The 19,212-nt window shown below is 58.4% G+C and carries 20 protein-coding genes; 8 read left to right on the forward strand and 12 right to left on the reverse strand.

Annotated features, from left to right (window positions below; all coding sequences use genetic code 11):
- The first annotated feature begins 116 nt into the window (after nt 1-116).
- Nucleotides 117-440: a DUF2025 family protein gene (locus QMK52_RS13870; RefSeq protein WP_005790675.1), complete on the forward strand. Its 324-nt coding sequence runs from the start codon at nt 117-119 to the stop codon at nt 438-440.
- Nucleotides 441-487: 47 nt separating this feature from the next.
- Here the strand turns inward: QMK52_RS13870 and QMK52_RS13875 are convergent, their stop codons facing one another.
- Together QMK52_RS13875 and QMK52_RS13880 are read right to left on the reverse strand one after the other, a co-directional pair.
- The gene (locus QMK52_RS13875; RefSeq protein ID WP_194439001.1) at nt 488-808 is read right to left on the reverse strand and encodes an antibiotic biosynthesis monooxygenase family protein; all 321 of its coding nucleotides are present in this window, start codon (nt 806-808) and stop codon (nt 488-490) included.
- A complete protein-coding gene (locus QMK52_RS13880) occupies nt 805-1,512 on the reverse strand; it encodes a CTP synthase (RefSeq protein WP_320402986.1) in 708 nt (235 codons plus the stop codon). Before QMK52_RS13880 ends, QMK52_RS13875 begins: the two co-directional genes overlap by 4 nt.
- A gap of 80 nt (nt 1,513-1,592) precedes the next feature.
- Between QMK52_RS13880 and QMK52_RS13885 the strand changes: the two genes are divergently transcribed.
- Complete coding sequence (locus QMK52_RS13885; protein WP_194438999.1) at nt 1,593-2,477, forward strand: LysR family transcriptional regulator; 885 nt, start codon at nt 1,593-1,595, stop codon at nt 2,475-2,477.
- Here QMK52_RS13885 and QMK52_RS13890 read toward each other — a convergent pair.
- The 4 genes from QMK52_RS13890 to QMK52_RS13905 form a co-directional block, all read right to left on the reverse strand.
- Nucleotides 2,474-2,992 carry a DUF1003 domain-containing protein gene (locus tag QMK52_RS13890; RefSeq protein ID WP_005790669.1) on the reverse strand — a complete coding sequence of 173 codons (519 nt, stop codon included), beginning with the start codon at nt 2,990-2,992 and terminating at the stop codon, nt 2,474-2,476. The two genes, QMK52_RS13885 and QMK52_RS13890, sit on opposite strands and share 4 nt — an antisense overlap.
- Before the next feature lie 76 nt (nt 2,993-3,068).
- Complete coding sequence (locus QMK52_RS13895; protein WP_005790667.1) at nt 3,069-4,388, reverse strand: methyl-accepting chemotaxis protein; 1,320 nt, start codon at nt 4,386-4,388, stop codon at nt 3,069-3,071.
- Between the two features lie 211 nt (nt 4,389-4,599).
- A complete protein-coding gene (locus QMK52_RS13900; protein WP_320402987.1) occupies nt 4,600-5,709 on the reverse strand; it encodes a diguanylate cyclase in 1,110 nt (369 codons plus the stop codon).
- Nucleotides 5,710-5,899: 190 nt separating this feature from the next.
- Nucleotides 5,900-6,526 carry a TetR/AcrR family transcriptional regulator gene (locus tag QMK52_RS13905; RefSeq protein WP_005790662.1) on the reverse strand — a complete coding sequence of 209 codons (627 nt, stop codon included), beginning with the start codon at nt 6,524-6,526 and terminating at the stop codon, nt 5,900-5,902.
- 122 nt (nt 6,527-6,648) lie between these two features.
- Here QMK52_RS13905 and QMK52_RS13910 point away from each other — a divergent pair, with 122 nt between their 5' ends.
- The 4 genes from QMK52_RS13910 (at nt 6,649) to QMK52_RS13925 (ending at nt 10,798) form a co-directional block, all read left to right on the forward strand.
- Entirely contained in the window at nt 6,649-7,707 is a 1,059-nt protein-coding gene (locus QMK52_RS13910; RefSeq protein ID WP_005790661.1) for an MBL fold metallo-hydrolase, read from the forward strand.
- Between the two features lie 327 nt (nt 7,708-8,034).
- Nucleotides 8,035-8,541: a hypothetical protein gene (locus tag QMK52_RS13915; RefSeq protein ID WP_242462624.1), complete on the forward strand. Its 507-nt coding sequence runs from the start codon at nt 8,035-8,037 to the stop codon at nt 8,539-8,541.
- Between the two features lie 100 nt (nt 8,542-8,641).
- Nucleotides 8,642-10,144, forward strand: a complete 1,503-nt coding sequence (locus tag QMK52_RS13920) for an amidase family protein (RefSeq protein WP_320402988.1) — start codon at nt 8,642-8,644, stop codon at nt 10,142-10,144.
- 96 nt (nt 10,145-10,240) lie between these two features.
- Nucleotides 10,241-10,798, forward strand: a complete 558-nt coding sequence (locus QMK52_RS13925; RefSeq protein WP_005790655.1) for an AAA family ATPase — start codon at nt 10,241-10,243, stop codon at nt 10,796-10,798.
- Here QMK52_RS13925 and QMK52_RS13930 read toward each other — a convergent pair.
- From QMK52_RS13930 to QMK52_RS13955, 6 genes are all read right to left on the reverse strand, one after another.
- Complete coding sequence (locus QMK52_RS13930) at nt 10,728-11,108, reverse strand: helix-turn-helix domain-containing protein (RefSeq protein ID WP_032803685.1); 381 nt, start codon at nt 11,106-11,108, stop codon at nt 10,728-10,730. The two genes, QMK52_RS13925 and QMK52_RS13930, sit on opposite strands and share 71 nt — an antisense overlap.
- Nucleotides 11,109-11,214: 106 nt before the next feature.
- Entirely contained in the window at nt 11,215-12,162 is a 948-nt protein-coding gene (locus tag QMK52_RS13935) for a hypothetical protein (RefSeq protein ID WP_005790653.1), read from the reverse strand.
- Nucleotides 12,163-12,413: 251 nt separating this feature from the next.
- Nucleotides 12,414-13,061, reverse strand: a complete 648-nt coding sequence (locus tag QMK52_RS13940) for an HAD-IB family hydrolase (RefSeq protein WP_032803684.1) — start codon at nt 13,059-13,061, stop codon at nt 12,414-12,416.
- A gap of 8 nt (nt 13,062-13,069) precedes the next feature.
- Nucleotides 13,070-13,264 (reverse strand): HNH endonuclease, encoded by a 195-nt coding sequence (locus QMK52_RS13945; RefSeq protein ID WP_087945261.1) that lies wholly within the window; start codon nt 13,262-13,264, stop codon nt 13,070-13,072.
- Nucleotides 13,265-13,314: 50 nt separating this feature from the next.
- A complete protein-coding gene (locus QMK52_RS13950; protein WP_005790649.1) occupies nt 13,315-14,565 on the reverse strand; it encodes a ribonucleotide-diphosphate reductase subunit beta in 1,251 nt (416 codons plus the stop codon).
- Nucleotides 14,566-15,138: 573 nt separating this feature from the next.
- Nucleotides 15,139-15,408, reverse strand: coding sequence for a DUF2790 domain-containing protein (locus QMK52_RS13955; RefSeq protein WP_032803681.1), 270 nt, complete (start codon nt 15,406-15,408; stop codon nt 15,139-15,141).
- A gap of 398 nt (nt 15,409-15,806) precedes the next feature.
- Between QMK52_RS13955 and acs the strand changes: the two genes are divergently transcribed.
- Both acs and QMK52_RS13965 read left to right on the forward strand, forming a co-directional pair.
- Nucleotides 15,807-17,762 (forward strand): acetate--CoA ligase, encoded by a 1,956-nt coding sequence (gene acs / locus QMK52_RS13960; RefSeq protein WP_005790645.1) that lies wholly within the window; start codon nt 15,807-15,809, stop codon nt 17,760-17,762.
- Between the two features lie 656 nt (nt 17,763-18,418).
- Nucleotides 18,419-19,204 (forward strand): ABC transporter substrate-binding protein, encoded by a 786-nt coding sequence (locus QMK52_RS13965; RefSeq protein ID WP_005790643.1) that lies wholly within the window; start codon nt 18,419-18,421, stop codon nt 19,202-19,204.
- Nucleotides 19,205-19,212 lie beyond the last annotated feature (8 nt).

Consider the following 19,212-nt stretch of genomic DNA (forward strand, 5'->3'; position numbering starts at 1 on the left):
TTTTGTGCTGCATTGCAGTATTCTTGGCCATAGCTGCCCCGTCAGAGGGCAGTATTTTTTGCCACGCGTGTAAACCATCTTTCCAGTCCCGATGGGACTTTTCAGTGAGGTTTACCATGCGCATCACTTCAGAACTTATCTGCCAGGCCGCCGACCAACTCCAGGGTTTTGTCGGCCTCAATCGCAAGACCGGCCAGTACATCGTGCGTTTCAGCGAAGATGCCTTCGGCATGGACGTGGCCGATGACGGCATCATCCCCACTGCCGAATTCGTCTGGCTACCGGCCGCCGACCACACCATGACCCTGTGCCGCGAACGCATACAGTTGCTGCTGGACCAGAACATCGATGACCGCATCAACATCACCGAACCGTTGCGGGTGTATATGCGCCGGGTGGAGATCCCGCAGATCAGTGCGTTGCGCAGTTTGGTGAGCTAGCCCGCAGCTTTTTTCTGGTCGGTGAGGGGCAAATGAGGGTTAGTGTTTCAACGAGGGTAGGTGTACGCCCGCTCTACCTTGCATACCCGCGTGTGAAACGCGGTGTACCAAGTGGCCCGCCCTCGCTCACGCGCCTGCCGATGCTCGGCCTGCTGTTTCCAGGCCAGGATCGCCGCTTCGCTGGTCCAGTAGGACACTGTGATCCCCAACCCATCTTCTCGCGCGGACTCCACCCCGAGAAACCCAGGTTGTTCCGCCGCCAGTGCCAGCATCCGCGAGGCGGCCTCGCCATAACCCTGGTCGCCATCGGTACGCAGTGAGCTGAAAATCACCGCGTAATAAGGCAGGGCCGGTGTCTTGGCGATCATACCAATGCCCCTCGACACGCCTTGAGCAGGGCCAGTGCCAAGGGCGGGGTGATGCCGTTCAGCGCAGCGCGTTCAGGCTGGAACAGGGTGGCGACGAAGAACGGATGGTCGAGCAACTCCACGGCGCGCAGATCGCCCGCTGAATCGTGGCCGGTGGGAATCAGGTTGCCTTCAAGCAGTGCACCAGCAAACGTGGGGTTGATGCCGTAGCGGCATCGATAGCCTTCGTGGATATCCACGCTGGCGTAGGCTTGGGCAATACGGGTGTAAGGGGCCAGGCGCACGGTGTCGTTCACTTCTACCAGGGAGCAGCTCAGTGGCGTGATGACGGCGCGTTCAGCGTCTGGAGCCAACTCGCCATGCTCTGCATCGGCCCAACCCAGTACGTTGCGGGCATATTCCAATACAGCATGTTGAAAACCACCGCATGTGCCGAGAAAAGGGCGTCTTTGCTCGCGAGCAAAACGGATTGCCCGCAGCGCGCCCTCGGTGTCGCGGTAGGGGCTGGCGGGGACGCACCAGAAGCCGTCAAAACCGTGCAGGGCAGAGGTGCAGGTGAGTGTGTCGGTGTCGAGCCATTGTACCTGGGCGCTCAGACCCAGGGCGGCAGCGGCCTGCTGTAGCGCCAGCGGGATAGCCCGGTGGGCGATCACATCAGGATTGTAGTCGCCGATCAGGGCGAGGTGCAGGGCGGGGGCTGTCATCGTGTATGTCCCATGGCTTGTGGTGTGCTGATACCCACTATAAATTGGCGTTTGCGCAATCAATATTGGCATTTACGCACATGCTCAATGCAGCCACGCACTATCAACTTGACTACCCCGACCTGTCATTGATCCTTGCCCTGGTGCGTGGCGGCACCCTGGCGCGGGCGGCAGCGTTGCTGCGGGTGGACGTGTCCACGGTGTTCCGTGCGGTGCGGCGGTTGGAGTCGGCCCTGGGCCAGACCTTATTTGAAAAAAGCCGCGCCGGATACTTGCCCACCAGCCTGGCGAGCAACCTGGCGCAACAGGCCGAACGCGCAGAACTCGCATTGGAGGCAGCGCGCATTGGTGTGGAGCAGGGTGGAGAAGTGATCAGCGGCACCGTGCGCTTGACCTGCACCGACTCGGTGTTGCAAGGGTTACTGCTGCCGGCCCTGGCGCAGTTCATGCCGGCCTATCCAGCACTGGTCCTGGAACTGAGCACGTCCAATGACTTCGCCAACCTCAGCCGTCGTGATGCGGATATTGCCCTGCGCCTGACCAGCAAACCGCCGGAGCATCTGGTCGGACGTTGCCTGGGGACTGTGGCGTACCAAGTGTATGCCAGTGCCGACTATGCTCATCGGCATGCAGGCCAGGCGCTGGCCGACCTGGCCTGGATCGCTCCGGACGACTTTTTGCCCGACCACCCCACGGTAGTCTGGCGCCGTGAACAATTGCCAGGCGTGCGTCCCAGTTATTGCTGCAACAGCATGCAGTCGGTGACTGAACTGGTGCGCGCCGGGCTGGGTGTGGCGGCGTTGCCGGATTTTCTAATGGGCGAAGGCTTGCAAGCACTGAGCCCTGCATTGGTAGGGTACGACACCGCGCTGTGGCTGTTGACGCGGCCTGATTGCCGGGCGTTGCGCTCGGTGGTGACGCTGTTTGATGAACTGGGGCGGCATGTGCGCGGGCTGCGAGATTAGGCTTTACGCACAAACTGTGCATGCATTTCGCACGTCAGGGTCTCGATGCGCTCGGTCAGTTGCTTGGTCATTTCCGTCAGCCGGGTATTCTGCTCCAGCAGTTCCATCAATTGCTTGGTGGTCTGGGCCGCCTGGGCCTGGCGTTCGGTGTTGGCGGTGGCGAGGGCTTCGCGATGCTGTGCGTCGGCGTCGGACTGAGCTTTATCCCGCGCAGCCTGGCGCGTCTGGGCCAGCAGGATCAGCGGCGCGGCATAAGCCGATTGCAGGCTGAAGGCCAGGTTGAGCAGGATGAACGGGTAGACGTCGAAGTGGGTGACGCCGGTCATATTCAGCACCACCCACAACACGACGATCGCGGTTTGTGCGCCCAGAAAGGTCGGGGTACCAAAAAAGCGTGCGAAGGCCTCGGCTTTGAGGGCAAAGGTGTCGTTGCCAAAGGTCGGCGCCAGGTGCGCGTGACCACGGTGGAAACGCAAGTGGTCAGTGGGGGCGGATTCGGGTTTGTCTGGGGTCATGGCGGGCTCGAGTGCTTAGCGTAAAGACAACCAACACTATAGACCGAGCCCACCAGCCACCGACATGAAGAACCGGTCAGCGATTGCCCCGGTCGTTGGCGAACGCGCTCACCGCCTGGACCGCTTCGCCGGTGCCTTCGCGAATCTGCAGGATCACTGTGCCCGCCTGGTTGGCCAGTTCTACGCCGTGGGCGGCACGGTCGCGGGTGGCGTCCATGCTGTCGATGGCTTGGCGGGTTTCGTCCTGGATCATGGCGATCATGCCGGAAATTTCGGCGGTGGAGCCGCTGGTGCGCGCCGCCAGCTGCCGCACTTCATCGGCAACCACGGCAAAGCCACGGCCCTGCTCGCCGGCGCGTGCGGCTTCGATGGCGGCGTTGAGAGCCAGCAGGTTGGTCTGGTCGGCGATGCCGCGAATGGTGTTGACGATGGCGGTGATCTGCTGCGAGCGCTCGCCGAGCTTGGCGATCAGTTGCGAGGATGTGTCGATATCCCGAGCAATTTCGCGCATACCGGTGGCGGTTTTCTGGATCACCTCGGCGCCTTTTTCGGCCATCTCCTGGGTGCTCAATGACAGGTGATAAGCCTGGGCCGCGCTCTGTGCCTCGGTGGCATGTTGTTGTACCCGGGCGGTAACATCGGAGGCGAACTTCACCACTTTGCACAGGCGCCCGCTGGCGTCGTACACCGGGTTGTAGTTGGCTTCCAGCCACACCACCTGGCCGTTTTTATCCACCCGCTCGAACTGGCCATTGAACAGCTCGCCCTGGTTCAAGCGTTTCCAGAACTCGCTGTAGGCTGCACTGTTGGCCAGTTCGGGTGTGCAGAACAGGCGGTGATGCTTGCCCTGGATCTGCGCCAGGCTGTACCCCATGCGCTGCAGGAAGTTTGCGTTGGCTGTGATAATGGTGCCATCGAGGTTGAACTCGATCATCGCCATGGCGCGGTCGATGGCTTGCAGCTTGGCGTTGGCTTCACTTTCAGCTTGCAGGCGTGGGGTGACATCCATGGCGTACTTCACCACTTTGGTCACGTGACCGGCTTCATCGCGTACCGGGTTGTAGCTGGCTTCCAGCCACACCGAATCACCGTTGGCACCCACCCGCTCAAAGGTGCCTGACTGAAATTGGCCGTTGCGCAGCTGCGTCCACAGTTGGTTGTACTCGGCGCTGCGGGTGAACGCCGGGGTGCAGAACATCCGGTGGGACTGGCCCAGGACCTGTTCTGCGCGGTAACCCATGGTCTTGAAGAAGTTCTCATTGGCCCGCAGCACAGTGCCTTGCAGGTCGAATTCGATGACGGCCATGGAGCGCTCGATGGCATCCAGCAGGCTGGCCTGTTGGGCAATGCTGTGTTGCAGGGTGCTGATGGTTTTCTTGTGGGTGTTAAATAGCATGTTAGAGGGCTCGGGCATGCAAGCATATGCGGTATCCATGTATTTGCGCCTGACCCCGTAGGGCCCCAGGCCTTACGGTTGACTTGCTCATTGCCAGCTTCCTGATGCTGACAGAGGGGGTGGAACAAGGGGTTCAGAGTGATCGGCCGGTCCAGAAGTTCGCTGCTTGAGCAGGGGCATTTTCGGGTAGCCGACCAATGGCGGCATTATGCTATTGCGGCAGGCTCGCCGACGAAGATTCGGACGAGGTGTTATCAGACAACTGCGGCTGAACAGGCGATCTTCGATCGCTGGTCCTGACGCGGTTGCGGCCGCTGTTCTTGGCAGCGTACAGCGCGCGATCCGCAGCGTTGAGCCACATGACCGCATCCTTGAAGGCCGGTTGAAAATCCGCCAGGCCGATGCTCAGGCTCACGCGTAATTCGGGGATCTGCGCAGTGCGGTAGTTACTGAATTTTTCGCGTATCTGTTCCATGAGTCCTGCAGCATCTTGCAAGGGCATTTTCGGAAGGATCACACAGAACTCGTCACCTCCGTAGCGGCCGGCGAGGTCTTCTTCGCGCAGGTGCTGGCGTAATTCCTGGCTCAACTGGCGCAGTACCGCATCCCCGACGGTATGGCCGTGCATATCGTTGATGCGCTTGAAGTGGTCGATATCGATCAGGGCAATGGTCGCCTGGCTTTGTTGCTGTTGACACTTATGGAACTTGAGGTTCAGCAGGTCTTTCCATGAGCCATGGTTGAGTAGGCCGGTCAGGCTGTCGATACGGCTCAGGGCGCTGAGGGCGCGTTTATGTTGCGACAGTTTGATTGCCAACTGATAACAGACCATGCCGATGGCCATCGGGTAGAGCGTCAGCATCGGCAAGCAGGTGTAGACCTCGGAAAGGCTGACGCTGGAATCGAACTTGACCCCGAACAGGCTCCAGGCTATCGCGATGCCGGCGGCTTGTGCGAGCAGCCCATGCAGGAGCAAGTGTGTGCCACCGGCAGCGACGTTATTCATGGCCATCATCGACAGAATGGTGACGGCCGTCAGTGGCGAAAACTGGGTGGCCGCTGCCCAGAAACCGCCCGACAATGAGTCATACAGCAGATTGCGCCGTTCGGCCTGATAGGGAAACGGCGAATGGGTCGAGATCAGATAAGCCACGTGCGGCCAGGCAAGGCCATTGAACAACAACAACGCCCATACCCAGCCTGGCATTGACAAGGGATACAACGCGCCGATTACGCTGATGCTACCGATACCCAGGCCGATGATCCTTGGCTTGTAGATACGTCTGGCAAATGAAAGCCCTTTGCCTCGTCTGTTTTCCATAGTGTCCTGGGTCAGCTGTTTTTTGCAGATGCGACAGCGTGCGTCAACGGTCGGCGTCGATGATCGGATAATAGCGGCCAATATTGTCGATTATTCCCGTAGGAATAATCAGTGTCCTTTCAGGCCATTTGCGCAAAACAGCGGGTGAATGCGCCAAAAGCGACCTTTAATGTCGCCCCGGCAACAGGTCCTAATACAGGGGTGGGGTGCGCACTTCGTAGCCGGCGAGGAACAGGTCGATTGCAGATTCGATGACGTTGGCCTGGGCGGCCACATCGAGGGTGGGCTGGCCGAGCGTGATTTGCGGCCAGAAGGCAAAGGCCTTGAGCAGGCTCTGGATCTGGTGAGCCGCGAAAGCTGGATCGGTACAGTTGAGGCGGCCGTCTTCCTGGGCGGCGCGCACCCATTGGGTAAAACCTTCTTCCCGTGCGCTGAGGCGATTGACCATATCTTGCGCACGTTCGGGCGAATGGATGGTGGCAGCAATGGCCACGCGCGCCAGGTCGAGGAAGTTGGCGTCCGACATCATCTTCATTTTTGCTTCCAGCAACTTGCGCAGTTGATCGCGCAGCGGCTGGTCGCTGGCGTAGTTCACGTCCAGTTGGGCAACGCTACTGGCCCACAGTTGGCTCAGGATCTCGGCGAACAGCTCTTCCTTGCTGGGAAAGTGGTTGTACACCGTGCGCTTGGAAACGCCGGCGGTGGCGGCAACTCTGTCCATGCTGGTGACCTCGAAACCGTTCTCGCGAAATTCGGCAATCGCCGCCGCCACGATGGCGTCGCGTTTACGCTCGGTGAGGCGCTTGGGGGCAGTCATGGATGGCATTCGACTCAATCAGGAAATTACACTCAGAAGTTTACTTGCTCCGGATTTTGTTGCAATCTAGAAACTACACTGTGCAGTGTAATTCTTCTTCGTACTGTAGGAGTCACTCGGTAATGGCCACGATTTCAACCCGTGTCGACCCTGCGCCTGCAGCGCTCCAGCCTGCCGGGCAGGACCAGGGGCACTTCACCAATGACGCCCCGGTACAACACGGCGGTTTTGGCAAAACCTTGCGCATTTTCTGGAACATGTTGTTCAACAAACCACGCACTACGCGGCCAGTGGGACCGATTCCGGTGCAGCCATTGACCCGCGAGCAGTTGTTGGCGGCACCCGACCACACGGTGTTCCGCCTTGGGCATTCGACGGTACTGCTGAAGATGCGTGGTAAATTCTGGGTCACCGACCCGGTATTCGCCGAGCGCGCGTCACCGTTCAGTTGGGCAGGCCCCAAGCGTTTCCACGCCCCACCTATCAGCCTTGAAGCGTTGCCACCGCTGGAGGCGGTGATTCTTTCCCACAACCATTACGACCATCTTGATCGCGAGGCTGTGGTGCAACTGGCTGACAAGACACGCTACTTTTTGGCACCCCTGGGCGTGGGCGATACGTTGGTCAAATGGGGGGTCGACGCCAATAAAGTCCGTCAGCTGGATTGGTGGCAGGGCACGGAGGTCGATGGCATCCGTTTTATCGCCACCCCGGCACAGCACTTCTCCGGGCGTGGCCTGTTTGATAGCAACCAGACCCTGTGGTGTTCCTGGGTGATGATCGACGATGCGCGGCGCATCTTCTTCAGTGGCGACACTGGCTATTTCGATGGTTTCAAGCGCATTGGCGAGCAGTACGGCCCGTTTGACCTGACTTTGATGGAGACCGGCGCCTACAACGTCGATTGGCCCCATGTGCACATGCAACCGGAGCAAACCTTGCAGGCGCATATCGATCTCAAAGGGCGCTGGTTGTTGCCGATTCACAACGGCACCTTCGATCTGGCATTCCATGCCTGGCACGAACCCTTCGACCGCATCATGGCCCTGGCCTGGGAGCGCAATGTATCGATCACCACCCCGGCGATGGGGCAGGCGTTTCGCTTGAACCAGCCCGAGCGCGGCCATGCGTGGTGGTTGGAGGTGGAGACTGAGGGTACGCAGGAGCGCCTCGCCAGCTGACAGCAACGGCCGCGGAAAAAGGATTTTTCAAGCTGTTTCAAGGCTGCGACAGGCGCCAGTCAAGGGTGCGATGATCTCCGAGAATCTATTTTCGGGGTAGTTCCGATGGAAAGTAAATGTAGTAAGTATTGGCGAGTCGGCATGGCGTGCCCAGCCAAGCAACTGGCGCCTGGGCTTGAGGAGCCCGCTGCGAGTATCCATCCTGCTGCTGGCCCTGCAAACTCACGCAGCATCGCTTTTGGTGCCGATCCTGCTTCGGCCACCAGCATACCAATCCCCGGCTATAACGCACCGGCTCTTCCCCTGAAACCTACGCGCGATCCCTCTTTGTCGTTGATTGCCTTGAGCGGCCTGGAGCCCTCAGGGCCGGTGATGGTCGAGGTGCCGCTGGTACAGAACAACAGCACTTTCAGCGCTGCCTCGACGTTGAGCGGCAGGCGCGTGGGGTTCGCCCAGCGGTGGGGGCATGATCAAACACCGATCGAACACGGGGTGACATTCTTGCGCGCGTTGGATGTTCTGTGCCGGGCCGGAACCAACTTGGTGCCGGTGCCTGCGCGCCACGCCGATGACCCGCGCCCTGGCGGCAATGAAATCGATGAGCTTGTGCACGCGTACCAACTGGACGCTCTGGTGGCCGATAGCCAGAACGTCGCCTTCCACGACGCATGCTGGAGTGGCTACCCAAGGCTTAACGAACCGCTTGAGGATGGTGCAGTGTTGTGGTTCTACGGTGCGCGGTGGTCGAAGGACTCCCTTACGGCACTCGTACTGGGGTACCGCAGTGCTCGACGTCTGGGAGTACAGAAGGTGCTGAACAATCCCACGGGATGAACTAACTATGTCGTGCTTCTTGGCGGGAGGGGAGTTTTTAGACTGGCGCCTGGATCAACGAGGATCCTTCGCCATTTCTTCCTCTCGCAGGAGATGTTTCATGTTTGGTATCGGCTCTGGTGTAAGTTTTTTTGTTAACTACTCGCATAACACTTTACCTGTTCAATCGTCGCCAGCGATTTCAAAACCGATCCCCGCCGGGACGGAATATGCCAGTGTGCGCGAACTGGCTGAGCAGATGTCGCGACCGGGGGGCATCACCTCGCAAGGGCTGGTCAATTATTTGCAGGAGCGCATTCGCACGCTGGATCCGCAACTGAGTTCTGTTATTGAACTCAACCCGCAAGCGCTTGAAAGCGCCCGCGCGCTGGACCAGGAACGGGCCAATGGCAAAGTGCGCGGACCACTGCACGGAATACCTGTCTTGCTCAAAGACACCATTGAAACCGCGGGCATGCAAACCAGCGCAGGTGCCTTTGCTCTGGTAGGGGAGGCGGCGGGTAAAAACGCTCCATTAGTTGAATACCTGATCAGCCAGGGCGCCGTGATTCTCGGTAAAACCAACATGACGGAGCTGGCCGGTTTTCGCGGCGCTCCCGATGGCTGGAGCACCCGCGGTGGTCAGACTCGCAACCCACATCATCCGGACGCGCAGGTGGGTGGTTCCAGTTCCGGCTCTGCCGCAGCCGTCGCCGCAGGGTTGGCACCCTTGGCGGTGGGGGCCGAAACCAACGGCTCGATCATCGTGCCCGCTGCATTCAATGGTGTGGTTGGGCTCAAGCCGAGCGTCGGTTTGTTGGACCGCAATGGCATTATCCCGGCTAGCCAGCACCAGGACACACCGGGCCCGATGGCACGGTCGGTGTTCGATGCGGCGCTGATGCTCAACGCCATGTCTGGCCGCGACCCTCACGATCCGGCGAGCGTGGGCGCTCCCGAAGGGGTTGATTACACGCAGCTATTGGTACCTGGTGCGTTGAAGGGCAAGCGTATTGGATATCCCGCGACGTTTTCTGCAAACGGTGAAGTTCAGGCTGTGGAAAATAGTGCGCAATTCAGCAAAGCACTGGAGGTGCTTGAGGCACAAGGGGCGGTTTTAGTGCCGATTAACCTGCGTATGGCAGATGAGTCACGCTATGAAGAACTGTTGTTATCGGATGTAAAGGAAGAGTTGAATGGCTATTTGGCCAAGCGCACGGGATTGCCAGTCAAGTCACTGGCTGAGCTGATCAAGTTCAACGAAGACCGTGACGGCACGGATACCGATCATCAGCCCCTGCTCAAGCAGATCAATGCCTCCACACTGGCGCCAGAACAGCGCGAAACGGCGTGGGAAAAACTGATCGAGGATTTTCGCAGCAGCGTGGATGAGCCGATCAAGAGTTACAAACTGGACGCCATAGTGTCGGATTTTGATACCAACAGTTACTTCGGCGTAGCAGCGGCCGGCTACCCAGGTATCACCGTACCCTCCGGCACGAACGAAGACGGTTTACCCACGGCCGCCCACTTCTTCGGCACCCGTTGGAGCGAGCCCACGTTGTTGGCGGTGGCCCACGGATATGAGCAGGCCGCACAAACGGCAACCAAGCCTGGGCTTTGATCGGTCAGGTCATTTTGCGTCGCAAAAGGAGTGTCGGGCACTGAACCTGCCGGCCTGAAACTTCACGGTTTACACTCAATGCCATGGAGGGACGCCATGGCATACAGAATTCATATCCTCGGCGCAGCGGGCACCGGTTGCACTACCTTGGGCAAGGTATTGGCCGAGCACCTGAATATTGCCTGTTTCGACTCCGATTTCTATTACTGGCAGCAAACCCTCGAACCCTTTTCCATCTCCCGGCCCCGGGACGAACGCCTCCACCTGCTGCAGGAACACACCGCCGGCCATCAAGGCTGGGTATTGTCGGGGTCACTCTGCGGCTGGGGCGACGCGATGATCCCGCTATTCACCCATGTGGTGTTCCTGCGCGTGGAACCGCAAGTGCGCCTGCAACGCCTGCGTCTGCGAGAAGCGCAGCGCTACGGGGAGCAGATCCTGGAAGGTGGCAGCCGCCATCAAAACAGCGTCGCCTTTCTCACCTGGGCCGCACGCTACGATACTGGCAATCACAGCCTACGTAGCCTGCGTCGGCATGAAACCTGGTTGAAGCCGTTGAGCTGCCCGGTGATCCGGCTGGACGCTACGCACCATTCGGTTGAGGAGTTGGTGAATCAACTGACGCCGTTGTTGAACCCATCAACCGAGAAATGAGGCCTGGTGCTGTGGGCTCGGCGGTTACGGTGTCAAACCGGCGTACACTCATGCCCCACCCCGGCGCAAACCCCGGGAAGAACACCAGCCCTTGCGCCTCCAGGCAAAACGCCAGGATCAAGCGGGTTTCATCGTCGACTTCGCCGTGGGCCTCCAATTGTTGAATCGCCTCTACCGCCACGCCCGCCTGGCGAGCCAGATGTTCGCGGCTCCAGCCCAGCATAACGCGAGCCTGTGCGCAGTGTTTGGCGGTGAATTGGTGCAGCACGATCTGCTGTTCTACGAAAGAGCTCATTGCCAGAGAGGACATGGGGGTTCTCCAGGTTCGACGGGGGAGGCGCAACTATACTGTGTTTTTGTACAGTTGTTTATACCGCTCATCATCTGGATTTTTTCGTCGCGGTTTCAATGCCCGGTTATTCCATCCCCGACGCCTCCCGGATAATCAGGTGATCCAGGTTCTCGATATTCGCACTGAATACCCCGAACGTTTGCTCGGGGTTTTTCTTGCTGGGCACCTGCTTGAGTTCCGGTGTCACTCCGTAGAAGAAACAATACAGCGGTCGCTCGCTGCTGGCCGCCGCCTTGATCTGCTCCAGGAAAACCGTGCGCTTGCGGTAGCTTTCGATGAGCTTTTTGCTCAGGTATACATTGACTGAATAGGGCTTTTTATCGAGCCACACCTTCTTTTCGAAGTCGATGCGAAAGCTGCTTGTGTAGTCTTTGATTTCCTTGATCTTGCCCCAGTAGATCAGGCCCTTGTTGTCTTGCAGGTATTCGATTTTCTTGAAGAACGACCAGTAAGTCGCCGCGTGCTCACCAATCTTCAAGGGCATGGCCTTGAGCTTGTCCTTGTCATCGATGTTCGACACATAGCATTCCACCGGATGGGCGAACACACTGGTTTTGTCCGGGGTTGTGTCGCTGCTGACATGGGATTTCTCAACGCGATTTGAAGGCGTTTTCGTTGGCTCTTGTGGGGCGCCTCCATCGATGCCGGCAGCAGGTGTTTTACGTTCGTACTGACGGCGTGTCAGTACCAATTCCGATGGGAAGTTGTCCTCGCGCTCGTCGTCACTTTCACCGGTCGCAGTCTTTTGGCTGCTGGCATAGCGACAGCCTTCGATATGCCGGGTGCCGGGTTTGTTCTTGAAGTGTGGGGTGCGCAGGTAATTGACGTTCTTGGCGTTGAAGGTGCTCAACACATTGCCGGCATCGAACGCTGCGCGGCACGCGTCGTTGGGGCAGAGGAAGCGGTCCTTGTCGGAATCGAAGTTGGTGGTTTCGTCGAAATTCAGCTCTCGTACGTCGTAGATCGACAACTTGTCATCGAGAGCCAGGCTGTAGGCCGTGTCGAATTTCATGGGCATCGGTCCGTGGGGATTTGGCTATTAATAGCCGGATCCTGTGTAAATATCAGCAAGAACCTGCAACGCGTCGTCCGCTCAAGAAGCCTGACGGTAAAAGCGTCTGCAACGGCTCTCGGCGTAGGCCTCAAAACCACGACGTAAACACCATTCCACTGAGATGCACGGATCAAATGTGGGAGCTGTCGAGCCCCAGCGAGGCTGCGATGGGATCGACTTTGTTCCCAGTCGATTCCCACCCACCCGCATCACCGCTGCAACCGAGCCCGCTTTTTCTTCTTCGCATGAAAGTGCCGAAAATGCGCATCCTGCGCCGCCGCCAACAATTCCCTATCCCCCCGCGTATCGCCCCAGGCCCGCAGCCGATACTCGCCCAAATCCCCATACACCGCCTCAAGCCGCAGTACCTTGTTCTCACAACGGCAATTATTCCCGGTGAGCTTGCCGGTCAACACCCCGTCGACCACCTCAAGCTCAGTCCCAATCAACTTGATCCCAAGGCGATTGGCAAACGGCTGCAACACCAACGCCGGCGACGCCGAACACAGCGTCACCACCGCCCCTGAGCCCAACTCCTGCTCCACCGACAACACCCCCGCCGGGCGCATCAACCGCGCCCAATTGCGCTGGCAATACTCCTCGGCCTTCTGTTGCACCCACGTCTTCTCAACACCGGTCATAAAGGTGCGGATCAACTGCGCCTTCAACTCATCCCGGCTGATCTGCCGCACCAAAAAGCGCAGCCCAGGCACTGCCAGCTTGACCATCCGGCCATAAAACTCACCGGGGCCAAAGGCAAACTTGAGGAAGGGCACGAAACTGTCGTGGTGGGTGAGGGTGCCGTCGAAGTCAAAGACGGAAAGTACTTTGGCGTCTGCGGGGCCGGCTTCGAGCATTTCTGGGTTCACGGGTTGGCCTCGGTCCTATCTAATAGTTTTAAGCGTGCATCAGCTGTGACAGCAGGAGTCTGCTCCCGTGCCCGATGAGAACACTGATGGCAATTGCGGCACAAGGCTACAGCATTGGTGATGCGATCCGAACCCTTCTGGGCAAGGTGCTTGACGCGATATGCTTCAAAAAGTGGCAATTCACCGTGCATAAAAAAGCCCTGAACAAGTCAGGGCTTCATCGTGTTGCTTGGCTTAGGGATCAATCCCAGCTCAGCGCGCCGCCGGTCTGGTACTCGATCACACGGGTCTCGAAGAAGTTTTTCTCTTTCTTCAAGTCCATGATCTCGCTCATCCACGGGAACGGGTTGGTGGTGCCTGGGTACTCTTCCTTCAAGCCAATCTGCGACAGGCGACGGTTGGCGATGAACTTGAGGTAATCCTCCATCATCGCCGCGTTCATACCCAGAACACCGCGAGGCATGGTGTCGCGCGCATATTCAATCTCCAGCTGCGTGCCCTGCAAAATCATCTGGGTCGCTTCTTCCTTCATCTCGGCATCCCACAAGTGCGGGTTTTCGATTTTGATCTGGTTGATCACATCGATACCGAAGTTCAGGTGCATCGACTCATCGCGCAGGATGTACTGGAACTGCTCGGCCACGCCAGTCATCTTGTTGCGACGACCCATGGACAGGATCTGGGTGAAGCCGCAGTAGAAGAAGATGCCTTCCAGTACGCAGTAGTAGGCGACCAGGTTACGCAGCAGTTCCTTGTCGGTCTCGACGGTGCCGGTTTCGAACTTCGGATCGGAGATCGAGCGGGTGTACTTGAGGCCCCAGGCTGCCTTTTTGGCGACCGATGGAATCTCGTGGTACATGTTGAAGATCTCGCCTTCATCCATGGCCAGCGATTCGATGCAGTACTGGTAGGCGTGGGTGTGGATCGCTTCTTCGAAGGCCTGGCGCAGGATGTACTGGCGGCACTCCGGGTTGGTGATCAGGCGGTACACGGCCAGCACCAGGTTATTGGCGACCAGGGAGTCGGCGGTGGAGAAGAAGCCCAGATTGCGCATGACGATGCGGCGTTCGTCGTCGGTCAGGCCTTCGGGGTTTTTCCACAGGGCGATGTCGGCGGTCATGTTGACCTCTTGCGGCATCCAGTGGTTGGCGCAGCCGTCGAGGTATTTCTGCCAGGCCCAGTCGTACTTGAAAGGCACGAGTTGGTTGAGGTCGGCGCGGCAGTTGATCATGCGCTTTTCGTCAACGGCGACGCGGGCGGCGGAGCCTTCCAGCTCGGCGAGGCCTTCGGCGACGTCAAGTTTGTCCAGGGCGGCCTTGGCGCGCACGATGGCGGCCGAATCACTGGCGGTGACGGCGCGGGCTTCGATGGCGGCAGCGGCGCCGGCACCGTCGAGGCGGTCCATGTTGGCTTCGGTGGCGTGGCCGGCGTTGGCGCCTTTGGTGGCTACTTCGCCTTCTTCTTCTTTGTCGAATTCGTCCCAGCTCAGCATGACGTGTCGTCTCCTGCGTGAGGGCTCAAAGGTGCCCGTGTGAAACCGGATGGTTGGGTGTTCACACGGCCCTTGGGCCGCGGTGGATCTTAAGGAATCGTTTGTTGCAGCTAGCGCACGCATTAAACGGAATAGGGCTACGGGTGCTCTGCGTGAGGCTTGAGGTGCGCAGCGGTAGGTGCAAGCTCGCGCGGGATGCCTCAGGTCTGGCTCTTCGTCCCAGTGTAAAGGGATATTGCAGGCCCGATTTACCCGCGCATTATAGGGAAAAATTTGGGTTTGTGTTGCGGCGGATGGTCACTTGAGCGCGCCAAAATGACGTGGTTTTCGGCCAGAGCGAGTGTTTGCAAGGCTTTGCTGGGGATGGAAATTTCTGGCGGGTGTTGGGAGAAATTTTATGGGGAGGGGAGGGAGCAGGTGAGAAGGGCTGTATGGGACGTCGTGGCTGAAACCGCCATCGCAGGCAAGCCAGCTCCCACATTTGATTTGCGGTGTATTCGAGGTGGGTTCTTGGCCGCAAGATTGATTTCTTGCGGCGACCAAGATCCGGGTTGAATCTAAATAACCAAGTTGTTATCCGTTAGAGCAACCATTGCCCATCACTTGATAGTTGAGGATGTGTCGTTGACCTTGGGAGTCTTCATATTCCATCTTTACCGGAACAACTTCACAGACTTCCGGAATACTGCTCATGGACAATACTTTAGCCACATCCAAGTGAGTGCTGTAGGTGTAATCCTCAACAATCGGGGCGTTGTGGCCGGCCAGCTCAGTCGGGGCTTCGTCGGCCAGGGCGGCGGTGGCGCACAAGCTGCTGAGGGCCATAACTAATAGAGCTTTCATTTCTTCATTACCTTCTTCAGGGCGAAAGGGGTCACGGGGCCCTTGTGAGGCCGCGTGTGTAACTTAAAAGTTGGGAAGTTCGGATTAACCTGCCTTCGTGGGGGCTGTTACGTTGTTAATCACAGTGCCTTGGTTGGCGGAAGTGATTCTAAGCCTGCGCGTTATATTCATATACCCGTGCTTTTGATAAACACCTTTGGCGGTTTTTGTAACAATCGGTCGATCAAAGTTTTTTCAGTTACCCGCAACGCACCGCAGACCGCGGGCCAGAGCAGCAAGCAGGCATAGCAGGGCAATTTGTAGGGTCTTGTTACTACCATCGTCGAATGGTTCTATAGGTCCACCCCGGCTACAACAGGGGCCATACAACAACAACTATTGTCACCGAGGTAAGAAAGATGAGTGCGGCTTCCCTGTACCCTGTTCGCCCCGAAGTAGCAGCCAACACGCTGACCGACGAGGCGACCTACAAGGCCATGTACCAGCAGTCGGTGGTCAACCCCGATGGCTTCTGGCGTGAGCAAGCCAAACGCCTTGACTGGGTCAAGCCTTTCACCGCGGTGAAGCAGACCTCGTTCGACGACCACCATGTCGACATCAAATGGTTTGCCGATGGCACCTTGAACGTTTCCTACAACTGCCTGGACCGTCACCTTGCCGAACGTGGCGATCAGATCGCGATCATCTGGGAGGGCGATGACCCAGCCGAGAGCCGCAATATCACCTACCGCGAGCTGCATGAGGAAGTCTGCAAGTTCGCCAACGCCTTGCGTGGCCAGGATGTGCACCGCGGTGACGTGGTGACTATCTATATGCCGATGATTCCCGAAGCCGTGGTCGCCATGCTGGCCTGTACCCGCATCGGTGCGATCCATTCGGTGGTGTTCGGCGGTTTTTCCCCGGAAGCCCTGGCCGGTCGCATTATCGACTGTAAGTCGAAAGTGGTGATCACCGCTGACGAAGGCATACGTGCGGGTAAGAAGATTCCGCTTAAGGCTAACGTCGACGACGCCCTGACCAACCCGGAAACCAGCAGCATCCAGAAGGTTATCGTGTGCAAGCGCACCAATGGTGCGATCAAGTGGAATCAGCATCGCGACATCTGGTACGAAGACTTGATGAAAGTGGCGGGCACCGTGTGTGCGCCAAAAGAGATGGGCGCCGAAGAAGCGCTATTCATCCTCTACACCTCCGGTTCCACCGGCAAGCCTAAAGGCGTGCAGCACACCACCGGCGGCTACTTGCTGTATGCCGCCCTGACCCACGAGCGTGTGTTCGACTACCGCCCGGGCGAAATCTACTGGTGCACCGCGGATGTCGGCTGGGTCACCGGCCATACCTATATCGTCTACGGCCCGTTGGCCAATGGCGCGACTACGCTGCTGTTCGAAGGCGTGCCGAACTACCCGGACATCACCCGGGTGGCGAAGATCGTCGACAAGCACAAGGTCAACATCCTCTACACCGCACCCACTGCGATCCGCGCCATGATGGCCTCCGGCACTGCTGCCTGCGAAGGCGCCGACGGCAGCAGCCTGCGCCTGCTCGGTTCGGTGGGCGAGCCGATCAACCCGGAAGCCTGGGACTGGTACTACAAGAATGTCGGCCAATCCCGATGCCCGATTGTCGATACCTGGTGGCAGACTGAAACCGGCGCGACCCTGATGAGCCCATTGCCGGGCGCCCACGCGCTCAAGCCAGGCTCGGCCGCGCGGCCTTTCTTTGGTGTAGTGCCGGCGCTGGTGGACAACCTCGGTAACATTATTGAAGGCGCTGCCGAAGGCAATCTGGTGATCCTCGATTCGTGGCCTGGCCAGGCGCGTACCCTGTACGGCGACCATGACCGTTTTGTCGATACCTATTTCAAGACCTTCCGCGGCATGTACTTCACTGGCGATGGCGCCCGTCGCGATGAAGATGGCTACTGGTGGATCACCGGTCGTGTGGATGACGTGTTGAACGTGTCCGGCCACCGCATGGGCACTGCCGAGATTGAAAGCGCCATGGTTGCCCACCCTAAAGTCGCCGAAGCGGCGGTGGTGGGTGTGCCGCACGACATCAAGGGGCAGGGCATCTATGTGTATGTCACGCTCAAGAATGGCGAAGAGCCCAACGAAGCGCTGCGCCTGGAGCTGAAAAACTGGGTGCGCAAGGAAATCGGCCCGATTGCTTCACCGGATGTGATCCAGTGGGCGCCGGGGCTGCCTAAGACACGGTCGGGGAAAATCATGCGCCGCATTTTGCGCAAGATCGCTACGGCTGAATACGATGGGCTGGGGGATATTTCCACCCTGGCGGATCCAAGTGTGGTGGCGCATTTGATTGAGACGCACAAGACCATGAACGTCGCGTAAGCGCGGATAGTCAAATAAAGCCCCATCCGGTTTAAGCCGGATGAGGCTTTTCTACGGGATCTAACAATCACCAGATATCCAGTGGGAGGGGGCTTGCTCCCGATAGCATCAGGTCTGTGCCAAATATACTGGCTGACCCGCCGCTATCGGGAGCAAGCCCCCTCCCACATTTGGAGCGCACTTCAACCACCAAGCCAATAAATATCGGTTTTTGCTGTGGGACGTTTCAGAATGTTACCGGCTGGTGCAAATGTGTAACCCCGCCCCCAAACCTGAGGCAATGGACCACGCTCGCGCCCCTGAAAACCGCGTTTTAGACCCCCTGATAAATTAGATTAAACGCCACACTTGCCGTGCTAGAAGGGTTTGCGAATAATAGGCCCGCAATTTGCAGCATCATCAGGTTTAATATCTTTTGTCTCTGCATAAAACTCAGAGGCTGTCAATGAGCTGGAACCGCTTTCTCAGTGCTTCTGTAAATAGTTGTCGCATTGAGGAAATATCGGCTTCCGGCCTGTCGTTAGAATGCCGATCACTCGCTCGTCGTCGCAGGTGTTGCCCGCGCAGGACGCAGCCCCGCTATTCGGTTACACCTTCGCGCATCGTGGGCCATGGCTCATACTGCTGTTTTTGCCCTATACCGATGGAGTCCCAAGATGAAGAAACTCGTGCTGTTGGGCGCCCTGGCGCTGTCCGTGCTGTCCATGCAGGCTTTCGCCGAAGGCAAGCCACTGAAAATTGGTATCGAAGCGGCTTACCCTCCATTTGCTTCGAAGGCACCGGACGGCAGCATCGTCGGGTTTGACTACGACATCGGCAATGCGCTGTGCAAGCAGATGGACGTCAAGTGCACTTGGGTCGAGCAAGAGTTCGACGGCCTGATCCCTGCGCTGAAAGTGCGCAAGATCGACGCGATCCTGTCGTCCATGTCCATCACCGAAGACCGCAAGAAGTCCGTGGACTTCACCACTCGCTACTACCTGTCCCCAGCGCGCCTGGTGATGAAGGAAGGCACCACCGTCAGCGACAGCCTGGATGAGTTGAAGGGCAAGAAGATCGGTGTGCAGCGCGGTTCGATCCACGACCGTTTCGCCCGTGAAGTCCTGGCGCCAAAAGGTGCGGATATCAAGGGTTACAGCACCCAGAACGAAATCTACCTGGACGTGGCCGCCGGTCGTCTCGACGGTACCGTGGCTGACGCTACCCTGCTGCAGGACGGCTTCCTGAAAACCGACGCCGGCAAAGGCTACGCGTTTGTAGGCCCGTCGTTCACCGAAGCCAAATACTTCGGCGACGGTATTGGTATCGCAGTGCGCAAAGGCGACAAGGAAAACCTTGACCGCATCAACGCAGCGATTACCGCGATCCGTGCCAACGGCGAATACAAGAAAATCCAAGACAAATACTTCGATTTCGATATTTACGGCGCTGATGCCAAGTAAATAGTCGC

The sequence above is a fragment of the Pseudomonas sp. P9_2 genome (genome assembly GCF_034008255.1).
Lineage (GTDB): Bacteria > Pseudomonadota > Gammaproteobacteria > Pseudomonadales > Pseudomonadaceae > Aquipseudomonas > Aquipseudomonas synxantha_A.

Coding starts and splice junctions, on each gene's coding strand:
- acs (WP_005790645.1), top strand. CDS start 15,807: ATGAGTGCGGCTTCCCTGTACCCTGTTCGCCCCGAAGTAGCAGCCAAC.
- QMK52_RS13935 (WP_005790653.1), bottom strand. CDS start 12,162: ATGAAATTCGACACGGCCTACAGCCTGGCTCTCGATGACAAGTTGTCG.
- QMK52_RS13895 (WP_005790667.1), bottom strand. CDS start 4,388: ATGCTATTTAACACCCACAAGAAAACCATCAGCACCCTGCAACACAGC.
- QMK52_RS13905 (WP_005790662.1), bottom strand. CDS start 6,526: ATGACTGCCCCCAAGCGCCTCACCGAGCGTAAACGCGACGCCATCGTG.
- QMK52_RS13885 (WP_194438999.1), top strand. CDS start 1,593: ATGCTCAATGCAGCCACGCACTATCAACTTGACTACCCCGACCTGTCA.
- QMK52_RS13875 (WP_194439001.1), bottom strand. CDS start 808: ATGATCGCCAAGACACCGGCCCTGCCTTATTACGCGGTGATTTTCAGC.
- QMK52_RS13910 (WP_005790661.1), top strand. CDS start 6,649: ATGGCCACGATTTCAACCCGTGTCGACCCTGCGCCTGCAGCGCTCCAG.
- QMK52_RS13925 (WP_005790655.1), top strand. CDS start 10,241: ATGGCATACAGAATTCATATCCTCGGCGCAGCGGGCACCGGTTGCACT.
- QMK52_RS13890 (WP_005790669.1), bottom strand. CDS start 2,992: ATGACCCCAGACAAACCCGAATCCGCCCCCACTGACCACTTGCGTTTC.
- QMK52_RS13920 (WP_320402988.1), top strand. CDS start 8,642: ATGTTTGGTATCGGCTCTGGTGTAAGTTTTTTTGTTAACTACTCGCAT.
- QMK52_RS13870 (WP_005790675.1), top strand. CDS start 117: ATGCGCATCACTTCAGAACTTATCTGCCAGGCCGCCGACCAACTCCAG.
- QMK52_RS13965 (WP_005790643.1), top strand. CDS start 18,419: ATGAAGAAACTCGTGCTGTTGGGCGCCCTGGCGCTGTCCGTGCTGTCC.
- QMK52_RS13900 (WP_320402987.1), bottom strand. CDS start 5,709: ATGGAAAACAGACGAGGCAAAGGGCTTTCATTTGCCAGACGTATCTAC.
- QMK52_RS13950 (WP_005790649.1), bottom strand. CDS start 14,565: ATGCTGAGCTGGGACGAATTCGACAAAGAAGAAGAAGGCGAAGTAGCC.
- QMK52_RS13955 (WP_032803681.1), bottom strand. CDS start 15,408: ATGAAAGCTCTATTAGTTATGGCCCTCAGCAGCTTGTGCGCCACCGCC.
- QMK52_RS13940 (WP_032803684.1), bottom strand. CDS start 13,061: ATGCTCGAAGCCGGCCCCGCAGACGCCAAAGTACTTTCCGTCTTTGAC.
- QMK52_RS13930 (WP_032803685.1), bottom strand. CDS start 11,108: ATGTCCTCTCTGGCAATGAGCTCTTTCGTAGAACAGCAGATCGTGCTG.
- QMK52_RS13880 (WP_320402986.1), bottom strand. CDS start 1,512: ATGACAGCCCCCGCCCTGCACCTCGCCCTGATCGGCGACTACAATCCT.
- QMK52_RS13945 (WP_087945261.1), bottom strand. CDS start 13,264: ATGCACGGTGAATTGCCACTTTTTGAAGCATATCGCGTCAAGCACCTT.